The 11,633-nt window shown below is 72.4% G+C and carries 10 protein-coding genes; 6 read left to right on the forward strand and 4 right to left on the reverse strand.

Annotated elements, in window-relative coordinates; translation table 11 throughout:
• Positions 1 to 7 precede the first annotated feature (7 nt).
• On the forward strand, positions 8 to 922 hold the full coding sequence (locus tag ACIRFL_RS33385; RefSeq protein WP_404036007.1) for a kinase: 915 nt from the start codon (positions 8 to 10) through the stop codon (positions 920 to 922).
• Positions 923 to 985: 63 nt separating this feature from the next.
• Here ACIRFL_RS33385 and ACIRFL_RS33390 read toward each other — a convergent pair whose 3' ends face one another.
• The 4 genes from ACIRFL_RS33390 to ACIRFL_RS33405 form a co-directional block, all read right to left on the reverse strand.
• Positions 986 to 1,930 (reverse strand): TauD/TfdA family dioxygenase, encoded by a 945-nt coding sequence (locus ACIRFL_RS33390; RefSeq protein ID WP_404036010.1) that lies wholly within the window; start codon positions 1,928 to 1,930, stop codon positions 986 to 988.
• A gap of 70 nt (positions 1,931 to 2,000) precedes the next feature.
• The gene (locus ACIRFL_RS33395) at positions 2,001 to 2,840 is read right to left on the reverse strand and encodes an ABC transporter permease (protein WP_404036013.1); all 840 of its coding nucleotides are present in this window, start codon (positions 2,838 to 2,840) and stop codon (positions 2,001 to 2,003) included.
• Positions 2,837 to 4,090, reverse strand: a complete 1,254-nt coding sequence (locus ACIRFL_RS33400) for a methylaspartate mutase (protein ID WP_404036016.1) — start codon at positions 4,088 to 4,090, stop codon at positions 2,837 to 2,839. Before ACIRFL_RS33400 ends, ACIRFL_RS33395 begins: the two co-directional genes overlap by 4 nt.
• Positions 4,087 to 4,515 (reverse strand): cobalamin B12-binding domain-containing protein, encoded by a 429-nt coding sequence (locus ACIRFL_RS33405; RefSeq protein ID WP_404036019.1) that lies wholly within the window; start codon positions 4,513 to 4,515, stop codon positions 4,087 to 4,089. The genes ACIRFL_RS33400 and ACIRFL_RS33405 overlap by 4 nt, the downstream gene beginning before the upstream one ends.
• A gap of 353 nt (positions 4,516 to 4,868) precedes the next feature.
• Here ACIRFL_RS33405 and ACIRFL_RS33410 point away from each other — a divergent pair, with 353 nt between their 5' ends.
• The 5 genes from ACIRFL_RS33410 to ACIRFL_RS33430 all read left to right on the forward strand — a co-directional run.
• Positions 4,869 to 6,653, forward strand: coding sequence for a fatty acyl-AMP ligase (locus ACIRFL_RS33410; RefSeq protein WP_404036022.1), 1,785 nt, complete (start codon positions 4,869 to 4,871; stop codon positions 6,651 to 6,653).
• On the forward strand, positions 6,650 to 8,374 hold the full coding sequence (locus tag ACIRFL_RS33415; RefSeq protein WP_404036025.1) for an acyl-CoA dehydrogenase family protein: 1,725 nt from the start codon (positions 6,650 to 6,652) through the stop codon (positions 8,372 to 8,374). The genes ACIRFL_RS33410 and ACIRFL_RS33415 overlap by 4 nt, the downstream gene beginning before the upstream one ends.
• Positions 8,371 to 9,270, forward strand: a complete 900-nt coding sequence (locus ACIRFL_RS33420) for a hypothetical protein (RefSeq protein ID WP_404036027.1) — start codon at positions 8,371 to 8,373, stop codon at positions 9,268 to 9,270. The genes ACIRFL_RS33415 and ACIRFL_RS33420 overlap by 4 nt, the downstream gene beginning before the upstream one ends.
• A gap of 32 nt (positions 9,271 to 9,302) precedes the next feature.
• Entirely contained in the window at positions 9,303 to 9,575 is a 273-nt protein-coding gene (locus ACIRFL_RS33425; protein ID WP_404036030.1) for an acyl carrier protein, read from the forward strand.
• Between the two features lie 97 nt (positions 9,576 to 9,672).
• A partial coding sequence (locus tag ACIRFL_RS33430; RefSeq protein WP_404036033.1) for a condensation domain-containing protein occupies positions 9,673 to 11,633 on the forward strand: 1,961 nt, incomplete at its 3' end.

Genomic DNA, 11,633 nt, shown 5'->3' on the forward strand with positions numbered 1-11,633 from the left:
GAGCAGGGTGACGACGATCGACACGAGGACGCTGCCCGCGGACTACCGCCGTGTGGCCGCCACCGGGGTCAGCTCGGCCTTCGGCACGTTCGGTGAGCTTCTCCAGGGCGTCCTGCCGGAGGCGGACGGCGACTTCCTGGTCACCCTGCCCGTCGCCCGGTGGGCCGTGGCCCGCTTCGAGGTGGCCCCGCACACCGACGCACTTCAGGTGTGGCCCCCGCACAAGAAGAAAGCCCTGCGGCTCACGTCGATGATCATGGAGGACGCGGGGCGGCCCGCGGGCGGTGTGCTGAAGATCGACAGCACGCTGCCCGAGGGCAAGGGACTGGCCAGTTCCTCGGCGGACCTGGTGGCGACGGCCCGGGCCGTCGCCAACGCCCTGGAAGAACCCATGCCGCCGCGCCGCATCGAGTCGTATCTCGCCAGGATCGAACCGACCGACGGGGTGCTGTACCCGTCGGTGGTCGCCTTCCACCACCGCAGTGTGCGGCTGCGCGCCCGGCTCGGTTCCCTGCCGTCGATGGCGGTGGTCAGCGTCGACGAGGGCGGCGCGGTGGACACGGTCGACTTCAACAGCATCCCCAAGCCGTTCACGGCGGCGGACAAGCGGGAGTACGTCCGGCTCCTGGACCGGATCAGCGGCGCCGTGGCCCGGCGGGACCTGGCCGAGGTCGGCGCGGTGGCGACCGCGAGCGCCCGGATGAACCAGATGCTGCGGCACAAGTGGTCGCTGGAGCCGATGATCGCGGTCTGCCGCGAGGTGGGCGGTCTCGGTGTGGTCGTCGGGCACAGCGGCACCACGCTCGGGATCCTGCTGGACACCTCCTCGCCGCACTGCCACGGCCGGCTCACCGCGGCCGCGCAGGCCTGCCAGGAACTGGCCGGCAACGTGACGGTGTACCGCACCCTGAGCTTCCACTGACCCGGAACGGCAGAGGGGGCCGCACCCGGGATCCCGGGTGCGGCCCCCTTTGCCGTTCCTCGGTCACGGCTGGAACGGTTCGCCGAGACCGACCACGATCTCCCGTTCTCCCCGGTGGGGTTCGCGGCTGTGCGCCGTGCGGACGTTGTCGATCACGAGGAGATCGCCACGCCGCCACGGCTCGCGGACGGTGTGCTTCTCGTACACCTCGTTGATCAGGTCGACGCTCGCCCGGTCCAGCGGTGTGCCGTCGCCGCAGAACGTGTTGAAGGGCAGGCCCTCCGGGCCGAACTCCGCCGTGAGGAACTCACGGACCTCCGGAGCCATCGTCCACTCGTTGAGGAACGCGATCTGGTTGAACCAGCACCGCTCACCCGTCTCCGGGTGCCGTACGACGGCCGGACGGGTCTGTACGGTGCGCAGCGCGCCGTCGGCGTCCCAGCGTGCCTCGATGCCGTGCTCGGCGCAGTAGCGGTCCACCGCCGCAGGGTCGTCGGTGCCGAAGGCGTCCTGCCAGGTGATCCCGACGAACGGGTTGTAGTGGCGGGTGAGCCACCAGCCGTGCCGCTCGAAGCGGGCGACAAGGTCCTCCGGCAGGTCGCGCAGCACGGCCCGGCTGTCGGCGATCGCGGTGATGCCGCCGTCGGCGGGCGGGGTGAGGCAGGCGAACGCCATCAGCCGGGGGGCCGACGGCGCGTAACTCAGCTCGTGGTGCATGCACATCGGCTGGTCGGCCGGCCAGTGCGAGGAGGAGTACACGCCCTGTCCGTAGGTGTCGCGCGGCGCGAACCCCTCGCGTTCGATCAGCGGTTCGCCGATGATCCGGCCGACGGCCGCGACGGCGGTCACCCGATTGTCCAGGCGCAGTCCGCGCACCAGGACGGCGCCGTCGCGGGCGACCGCCTCCCTGATCTCCAGGCGGCGGGCGGTGAGCCAGTCGACGGCGGCGCCGGCTGGTGCCACGGTCGCGTCGAGGCGGACGAGCGGGCCTGTTCCGGTTCCGGACATGGTGCGATGCCTCTTTCGTCTCTCGCAGGGGGTCGCGCCGCGTCCGTGGACGGGGCGCGGAGGATGCGGTTCAGGCGGGCGGGCGCATGAACGCCCGTACGGCGATGAGCGATCCGACGACGGCGACCAGGACACCGGCGCCCAGGGCGGACCACACCTGGCCGCCCAGCGGCTCGTCGAGCGCGAGGGCGCGATTGGCCTCCATGGCGTACGACAGCGGGTTGACCGTCGCCAGTGCCTGGAGCCAGTCCGGCAACCGTTCCTTGGGAACGAAGGCGCTGGAGGCGAACATCAGCGGGAACGTGACCAGATAGCCGGCGCTCTGCATGGCCTCGGCGTTGCGCAGCCACGCACCCAGCGCGAGGAAGATCCAGGTCATCGCCCAGACGACGACGCAGGTCAGCAGGATCGCGGCCAGCAGCCCGAACGGCCCGCCCGCCGGATCGGCGTCCAGGAACACCACCGCCACCACCACCAGGATCACCAGCTGGGCGGTCGTGCGCAGCAGATCGGCGAAGCTGCGGGCGAACAGCAGCAGCGGGGCGTGGATCGGCAGGGTGCGCAGCCGGGCCACCGCCCCGTTGTCCATGTCGCGCACCAGGCCGATACCGGAGGCGACCGCGGGACCGATTCCGGTGGTCACCAGCAGGGCCGGCAGCAGGAAGTCCAGGTAGGCCACGCCGTCGGGCAGGTGCCCGCGGTCGACGACGGCGCCGAAGACCTGGCTGAGCAGCAGCAGCATGAACACGGGCTGCAGCATGCTGAGGACGACGACCTTGACGTGCGTGAAGTTCGCCCTGACCGAGCGGCCGGTGAGGATCAGCAGCTGTGCCATGAGGCCGCTGCCCCGCCAGGTCGGCCCGGGCGCGGCCGTGAGCGGCGCGGCGGGCGGCGGCGAGGTGCTGGTCATGGGGTTCCTCCGGAGTCGTAGGCCCGTTGCACGCGGGACAGCGCCGCGAGCAGATCGGCGGACGTGACCTTGCGGGCGGCGGACACGGCCACCCCGGCGAGGGGCAGCGCGCCGGTGTCCGCCCAGCGGAGCCGCCCGTCGTGGTCGATGAAACTCCTGGCGCGTCCCGCGTTGTCGGGGTGCAGGCAGTAGGGGACGTCGAGCAGGCCCCGCCGGAAGGCCGTCAGCAGGGCGGTGCCCACGTCGTCGTGCAGGTTCAGCACGGCGTGGACGAGGGTGCGGGCCTCGGCGTACACCTCGGAGTCCGCGTCGGGGCGGCCGGTGGGCGGTGCGGGAGTGGTGGCCGCGGCGCGTGCGGCGGTCTCCAGCGCCTCCACGTTGTCGGCGACGGACGGGATGCGGTGCGCCTCCGCGGCGGTCTTCACGATCAGCCGGGAGGCCCCCGAGGTCACCGCGAGCCGCGCGGCCGCCTCAAGGAGGTTCAGCGCGCCGCCGCGCGAGAGGGGGTAGACGCCCATGTAGGCGTAGAGCACGATGTGCCAGTCGGTGGGCCCGAGCAGTTCCCCGGCGAGCCGTTGCAGGGCGGCGACCGCCTCCAGGTCCTGTTGCGGGCTGGTCTGCTGGGCGTAGCTCAGGGACACGCTGCGCAGGCCGTGCCGGGCGAAGAACAGTCCCTCAAGGACGCTCACCGCGACCAGCAGGGCCGGTGGGCACAGCTGCCCGAGCATGCAGCCGCCGAAGCTCTCCAGATGCGGCACCCGGCCGTCTCCCGTGTGCCCGGCGAGCATCGCGCAGGCCGTGCGCCAGCCGGCGAGCGCGTCCGCCAGCGGGGTACGGCCGTAGGGCAGGCAGTACGAGACCGGTCCGCCCTCCGTGGCGTCCAGGCCGAGGCCGAGCAGCGCGGAGACGATGTGCTCGGGCCGCGACGAGCCGTGTCTGACCTGGACGGGGAAGGAGGCGTCGTGGATGCCGTCGAGCACGGCCCGGGTGGTGTCCGGGGGGTGGGTGCAGATCGGGTAGCCGTTGAGCGTGACACCGTCGGCCAGGGCCCGGTGGGCGGCCGCGAGGTCGCGCACCCGGGTGTAGCTGTCCAGGGTCAGTGTCCCCACGGTGACGGCGTCGGCGGCCCGGGTACGGGCCAGGCCCTCGCGCATCCGCCGGGGATCGCTGAATCCCATCCGGGGCTGGACGACGAGCGTGCCGCGGGCCCGGGCCCCGGCCACGAAGTCGCCGAAGGGCACCTGCGTCACGACACCACTCGGACGGGCAACCGGGACAGCATGTCACGGAGCGCCGTGACGTCCCCGTCGTCGAAGACCCGGTCGTATCCCGCCGCGAGCAGCCGGCGCACCTGGCCGACGTTGCGCAGCCCGTCGGTGCCGAGTTTGCCGCCGATCACGATCGTGGTGTCGGCGAGTTCCGGGCGGGTGCGCAGGGCCTGGACCAGCCGGAGGCCGTCCTGGTGACCGTGGCCGTTGACGCTGCTGACGACGATCAGGTCCGGGTGGAGTGCGACGGCGGAGCGCAGCACCAGGTCGTCGGGTGCGCAGGGGCCGAGGTTGGTGACGTCGTGGCCCCATTCCTCCAACAGGAGCTGGAGGTAGACGAGATTCCAGGTGTGGGCGTCGGAAGAGGTGCCGGTGACCAGCACGGAAGGCACATGGATGCCGGGCATGGAATTCATCGGAATCCGGGAGTCGGGGAGTGCCGGAAGTCCCGGGTACGAACACCCTGAAACGCGGCGCACTCGGCGGCTGGAAGCTTCTTCGGAATTGCGGTCGGGCCTCGACTCTACTGCGGCGGGCGGGCCCACAACTGGGAGTCGGCTGGCCGGTACTGGCCTCGCCACCCTCGAACTGCCAGCCCTTACGAGTGTTTTGTCCCTGTTGCTGGAGGGAGGGCGGGCTCCGGGTGCAGTTTGCTGTCAGGCGCCTTCCCCACCCCTGAGGCAGCCGGTAGAAAGTCACGGCAGTGCCGATTCGGCGTGTGGAAAACCCCGTTCGCGACCACGAAGGGCAGGCCACGAATATGGCGGGAATCGTCACCGCCCCCAGTGTTACCGCAGTGCTCAGGCAGCATGCGGAAAACCGGCCGGAAAAAGAGGCGGCGGCATTTGTGACGGATCCCCTCCGGGAGGACGGGGCGCAGTGGCTGACCTATGCCGAACTGGACGCGCGGGCCCGGAGTCTGGCCGTGCGGCTGCACCGGGCCGCGATCGGGCCCGGTGAGCGAGCCCTGCTGCTGTACCCCGCCGGGCTCGACTTCCTGGCCGCGTTCTTCGGCTGTCTGTACGCCGGCGTCGTCGCGGTTCCCTCCTCGCTGCCCGGTCGATACCGCCACGAGCGGCACCGGGTCCGGCGCATCGTGGACGACTCGGGCGCGGCGGCGATCCTGACCGACACCCCGACCCGCGGCGACGTCGAGGACTGGATCGCCGAGGAAGGGCTCGGCCGCATCCCCCTGATGGCCACCGACGACGGCGCCGGCCCGGGCCCCGACGGCTGGAGGATGCCCCCCATCGACCAGTCCACCCTCGCCGTGCTCCAGTACACCTCGGGCTCCACCGGAGACCCCAAGGGCGTGATGATCAGCCACGGCAATCTGCTGCACAACACGGCCAACCTCGCCGAGGTCATGAAGCTGGACGACACCATGCGCGGCGGTGGCTGGATCCCCCACTTCCACGACATGGGCCTGATGGGCCTGATCATGACGCCGCTGATGATCGGCTCAACCACCCTGCTGATGAGCCCAGGCACCTTCCTCAAGCGGCCCCATCTGTGGCTGCACATGATCGACCGGTTCGACATCCGCTACTCCGCCGCACCCGACTTCGCCTACGAGGTGTGCAGCCGGCGCGTCACCGACGCACAGGCCAAGGGGCTCGACCTCGCCCGCTGGCGGCACGCCGTCGACGGCTCGGAACCCGTGCGGTCCGCCGTCCTCGACCGCTTTAACCGGCGCTTCGCAAACTACGGGCTGCGCGCCGAGACGCTCGCCCCCAGCTACGGAATGGCCGAGGCGACCCTCTTCGTCTCCGGCGCGGTCGACAGCCCGCCGAGCAGCCTGCGGGTCGACGCCGGTTCCCTCGAACGCAACGAGTTCCGGCCCACCGCCGGCGCCGACGCGCCCGGCCGGGACGTGGTCAGCTGCGGACCGCCGCTCGGCGCCGAGGTCCGTGTCGTCGACCCCGACACCCTGCGCACCCTGCCCGAGGGCGCCGTCGGGGAGCTGTGGCTGCGCGGCCCCGTCGTCGGCCACGGTTACTGGGGGCGCGAGGCGACCAACGAGGCCGCGTTCCGGGCCACCACCGCCGAGGGCGACAGCGGATACCTGCGCACCGGCGACCTCGGGGCCCTGTACGAGGGCGAACTCTACGTCACGGGCCGTATCAAGGACGTGCTCAACCTGCGCGGCCGCAACCTCTATCCGCAGGACATCGAGCACGAACTGCGGATCCAGCGGCCGGAGCTGGGCAACCTGGTCGGCGCCTGCTTCGCCGTCCCCGGCGCGGGCGGACAGGGCCAGGACGACGTCCTTGTGGTCACGCACGAGGTCCGCGGCATCAAGGACGAGGAGCGGCTGAGGGAACTCGCCACGGACATGCGGCTCACCGTCGCCCGCGAGTTCGGAGCCCCCGTCGGAGCCGTGCTGCTGCTGCGGCCCGGCGGTGTGCGCCGCACCACCAGCGGCAAGATCCAGCGGTCGGCGATGCGTGAACTCTTCCGGGCCGGCGCACTGGAACCGACGTACGCGGACTACCGGTCCCCGCTGCTGCCCACGCCCGCGACCGGCGGGCAGGCGCCGGCATGACGACGACCCCGGTTGCCTCCAAGGCCGCCCCCATCGCGGATCTGCTCCGTCTCCTCGGCGAACTGGCCGCGCCCGGCGGCCCGTTCTCGGGTGAGCGGCTGGCCGCCCTCGACGAGCGGGAGGCCTTCCCCGCCGAGGCGTGCCGCGCGCTCGACGCGTTCGGCATGCCCCGCTACTACGTGCCCACCGAACACGGCGGCGCGCTCGACGACTTCAGCATGGTGACGCAGCTGCTGCGGGCGGTGGCCCGGGCGGACCTGACGGTGGCGGCCGCCCACGGCAAGACGTATCTGGGGGCCGTCTCCACCTGGATCGCCGGCGACCCGGCCCGGGCCGCGCGGCTGGGCCGCCGGATCGGCGAGGGCGCGGTCGTCTCCTGCGCGCTGACCGAACGGCACCACGGCAGCGACCTGCTGGCCGGCGAGGTCACCGCCCACCCGGTGGACCGGGAGGGCGGCGGCTGGCGGCTCACCGGTGAGAAGTGGCTGATCAACAACATCACCCGGGCGGACCTGGTCACCGTCCTGGCCCGCACCGACCCGGAGGGCGGCCCGCGCGGCTTCAGCCTCTTCCTCGTCGACAAGGCGCGGCTCGCCCCCGGCGCCCTGTCACCGCTGCCGAAGGTACCCACGTACGGGATCCGCGGCGCCGACATCAGCGGCCTCGTCTTCCACGACGCGATGCTGCCGTACGACGCGCTCATCGGCGAGCCCGGCCAGGGCATCGAGATCATCCTCAAGGCCCTGCACGTGACCCGCACGGGCTGCGTGGGCATGTCCCTCGGCGCGGGCGACCACGCCCTGGACCTGGCCGCCCGGTTCACCGCCGACGCCACCGACGACGGCACGCCGCTCGGGAAGGTCCCGTTCGTCCGCCGGGAGTTGGGTGAGGCTGTGGCCGGCCTGCTGCTCGCGGAGGCCACCGGAGTGGTCGCGGCGCGCTCCGTGCACGCGCTCACCGGGGAGATGAGCGTCGTCTCCGCCGTCGCCAAGGCATATGTACCGGCCCAGGTCGACGACCTCATGGCCCGCCTCCTGCACACCCTCGGCCCCTACGGCCTGACGGACGCCGACCCGCACGGACGCTTCGCCACACTGGAGCGCGACCACCGCATCATCGGCATCTTCGACGGCAGCAGCCTGGTCAACCGCAACGCGCTGATCGACCAGTTCCCCCGTCTGGCCCGCGGCTACCGCAAGGGCCGCCGGGACGACGACGGCCTCGCCGAGGCGACCGACGTCCAGGCCCCGCTGCGCCCCTTCCGCCCGGGCGCCCTCAGCCTGCTCTCCGGCACCGGCGCCTCCGTCGTCGCCGCACTGCCCGCGGCCGTGGACCGCGTCCGCGATCTGACGGCGTCCGGCGCCGCCTCCGGCAGGCTCGCCGCCCTGGCGGACGGGCTTCGGCGGGCCGCGGACGGGCTGCACGAGCGGATGGCGGCCGTGCGCTACTCCCCGCGTTCCGTGCCCGGCCACGCCTTCGGGCTCGCCGAGCAGTACGAGCTGTGCTTCGCCGCGGCGGCCACGCTCCACCTGTGGCTGCGCCGGCCCGACCACATCGACGAGACCTGGCTGCAAGGCTGCCTGGTGAAGGCCCTCACCGACCTCGGCGAACCCGTCGAGGAGGCCGACCGCGACGCCCTGGACGCCCTCGCGGACGCCCTGTTGTCCTCGCCCGGCACGGTCCCCTCGCTCCTCGACCCCATGGAGGGCACGACCCGATGACCACGGTCACTGCCCCCACCGGCCTCGCCGACGCCGTCGAACAGCACCTGGGTGACCCGTACGACACCGCCAACCCCCGCGGCTTCGGAGCGATCCTGGCCGCACGCGAGGCGGACCGCCCACAGGCCGGAAACCTGCTCCCCGACGCCCTCACGAAGGGCGCGCACATCACCCCCGAAGGCTTGCTGCACGCCCTGCGCGCCCTGTACCGCCGCTCGCCCCGCCTCGGCCGTGCCGTCCGCGCGGACCTCCCCGGCAACGAACCGCGCGCCACGGCCCTGGCCGTCGGAGCCTGCGTCGGCGCCCTCGATTCGGCGCTCCGCGTCACGGTGCGCCATCTGCGGGGCCGACTGCTCTACGGCGCGCCCGCCATCGACATCCCCCATCTGCGCGAGGTGCTTGCGGGAGTCCACGCCGACCTGCTGCTGTGCGACGTCCTGACCAGCCTCGCGGTCCGCGGCGAGGACGCGCTGCCCAGCCGGCGGGGCGCCCACGAACAGGCGGTGCTCGGGCTGGTGCCGCGCGTCCTCCAGGGCGCCCTCGACCGCCTGTCCGTCCTGATGGGGTCGCGCTTCTACATCCGGGAGGGGGAAACCGCCGTCTTCCAGCTGCTGTTGAACGAAGCCCAGCGGGAACTGTTCGGCCCGGCGCGAGGGCCGCGCCCGGCCCCCTGCCCCCTGCCGTTCACGGAACTGGTCACGGCCCCGCCCGCCGCCGCCCTCCTGGCCCCCGCGCTCGCGGCGGCCGCCCCCGGCCGGATCCTCACCACGCCCGCACGGCGCTCACCGCAGCCGTCGGGCGCCGTCCAGCAACGCCTGTACGCGGACCTGATCCGCCGCTACGACGGCGCCCGCACCTTCGACCTGGCCGAACGCCGACTTCCCGACCGCCCCTGACCCGTCCCCGCTTCGCCGAAAAGGACAGCTCCATGCCCGAGTCCGACCTCGAAACCCCCACCGCCGAGAGCCTGGCCCGCTGGCTCACCGACTGCGTGGCCACCCATCTGGAACGCCCGGTCGACGCGATCGACCCCACGGTGCCGCTCTCCGACTACGGGCTCGACTCGCTCTACGCCCTGTCCGTCATCGCCGAGTTGGAAGACCACCTCGACATCTCCGTGGACCCGACGGTCATGTGGGACAACCCCACCGTCGACGCGCTGAGCAAGGCCCTCGCCGAGGAGCTTGCCTCCGACGACTGACGGTCACGGCCCTCCGCGCCACTGCCCGTCGCCCCCGCGCTCGCAGCCCTCCCCCCGCAGTCCACCACCTCCGCAGAATTGAGAGGACCGCACCGCCATGTCCGAAGCCCGTCTGCTCCGTCGACCCGTCTCCGCCGCGCAGTCCGGCATCTGGGTCGCCCAGCACCTGCACGCGGACAGCCCCCTCTACAACTGCGGCGGCTACTACGAGATCGCCGGCCCGGTCGACACCGAGGTCCTTGCCGAGGCGGTACGGCGGGGTGTCGAGGAGACCGAGGCCCTGCGCTCACACTTCGCCCAGGAGGAACGGGACACCGGCAGCGGCCCGGAAGTGACCCTCCACCAGCTTGTCGAGCCCATCGAACCCGCACCCCTGCGGTTCCTCGACCTGCGCACGGCCTCTGACCCGGAGGCCGCCGCCCACCACTGGATGAACGCACGCATGGCCAGGCCCTTCGACCTGACCCGCGGCCCCCTGAGCGAACAGGCCCTGCTCACCCTCGCCGACGACCGGCACTGGTACTTCCACGGCTACCACCACGCCGTCCTCGACGGCTTCGGCCAGTCCGTCTACGCCGCCCGCGTCGCGGCGCTCTACTCGGCCCTGCTCACCGGGGACGAGCCCGCGCCCACCGGCTTCGCGACGCTGGACCGGGTCGTCGCCGACGAATCGGCCTACGCCGGCTCACGCCGGCACACCCAGGACCGCGCCCACTGGCAGGAGGTCTTCGCGGACCTGCCCGACCCGGTCTCCCTCGCCGGCCGCACCTCCACCAGCACCCACAGCCTGCGCCGCCATGTCCACACCCTGCCGGCCCCGCTGGCCCACCGCCTCACCGAGACGGCCGCCCGCCTCGGCGTGCAGTGGCCCGCCCTGGCACTCGCCGGCACCGCCGCCTTCTTCCACCGGATGACGGGCCGCACCGACTTCACCTTCTCGATCCCGCTCGCGGGACGCACCGGCCGTACGTCCCTGACCACCCCGAGCGCCATGGTCAACGTGCTGCCCCTGCGGGTGACGCTCACCCCGGACACCCCCTTCCCGGTCCTGGCCGCCCAGGTGTCCCGGTCCCTCGCCGACGTCATCCGCCACCAGCGCTTCCGCGGCGAAGAACTCATCCACGAGCTGGGTCTCTCCGGCGCCGGCCAGGCCCGCCTCGGCCCGACCGTCAACATCATGGCCTTCGCGGGCGAGCCCCTGTTCGGCACCACCCCCGCCGTGGCCCACCCGCTGTCCACCGGCCCCGTCAACGATCTCAAGATCAACTTCTACGGTACGGCCGACTCCCGCGCCGGCATCCGCGTCGAACTGGACGGCCACCACGAGCTGTACGGCGAGGACGAACTCGTCGGTCACATGGGCCGGTTGGTCCGGGTCCTGGAGTGGGTGGCCGGCAGCGGCGACGAGTCCCGGGTCTCCGAGGTGGAGGTGCTGGACGAGGACGAGCGAGAACGGGTCCTGTCGGACTGGCAGGGACCTTCCCGTGCCCTGCGCGGGGTGTCGCTGCCCCAACTGTTCACCGAGCAGGCGGGCAGATCACCGGACGCGGTGGCCGTACAGTGCGACGACCGCTCCCTGACCTACGGCGAACTGGACGCCTGGTCGGGGCGGGTCGCCGGATGGCTGCAAACCCAGGGCGTGGGCCAGGGCTCCTTCGTCGCCGTAAAACTGCCGCGCTCGCTCGAACTCGTCGTCGCCCTGCTCGCCGTCACCAAAGCCGGAGCCGCCTACGTCCCCGTCGACCCGGAATACCCAGCGGAACGCGTCGCACACATCCTCTCCGACGCCTCACCCACCCTCCTCATCGACAACACCGCCACGCTGGCCGACAAGGACGCGCCCTTCGACAGTGTCCGCGTCGACCCTCACGACCCGGTCTACGTCATCTACACATCCGGTTCCACGGGCCGGCCGAAGGGCGTCGTGGTCGAACACGCCTCCGTCGGCGCCTACCTGGAACGGGCCCGCGAGGTCTACCCGGACGCCTCCGGCACAGCACTCCTGCACTCCTCCGTCGCCTTCGACCTCACCGTCACCGCCCTCTACACACCCCTGGT

It is taken from the genome of Streptomyces sp. NPDC102462 (genome assembly GCF_044765425.1).
GTDB lineage: Bacteria > Actinomycetota > Actinomycetes > Streptomycetales > Streptomycetaceae > Streptomyces.

Bases quoted from the DNA above. Each gene is read 5' to 3' on its own strand.
- ACIRFL_RS33390 (WP_404036010.1), bottom strand. From the start codon at position 1,930: ATGTCCGGAACCGGAACAGGCCCGCTCGTCCGCCTCGACGCGACCGTG.
- ACIRFL_RS33395 (WP_404036013.1), bottom strand. From the start codon at position 2,840: ATGACCAGCACCTCGCCGCCGCCCGCCGCGCCGCTCACGGCCGCGCCC.
- ACIRFL_RS33405 (WP_404036019.1), bottom strand. From the start codon at position 4,515: ATGCCCGGCATCCATGTGCCTTCCGTGCTGGTCACCGGCACCTCTTCC.
- ACIRFL_RS33410 (WP_404036022.1), top strand. From the start codon at position 4,869: ATGGCGGGAATCGTCACCGCCCCCAGTGTTACCGCAGTGCTCAGGCAG.
- ACIRFL_RS33415 (WP_404036025.1), top strand. From the start codon at position 6,650: ATGACGACGACCCCGGTTGCCTCCAAGGCCGCCCCCATCGCGGATCTG.
- ACIRFL_RS33420 (WP_404036027.1), top strand. From the start codon at position 8,371: ATGACCACGGTCACTGCCCCCACCGGCCTCGCCGACGCCGTCGAACAG.
- ACIRFL_RS33425 (WP_404036030.1), top strand. From the start codon at position 9,303: ATGCCCGAGTCCGACCTCGAAACCCCCACCGCCGAGAGCCTGGCCCGC.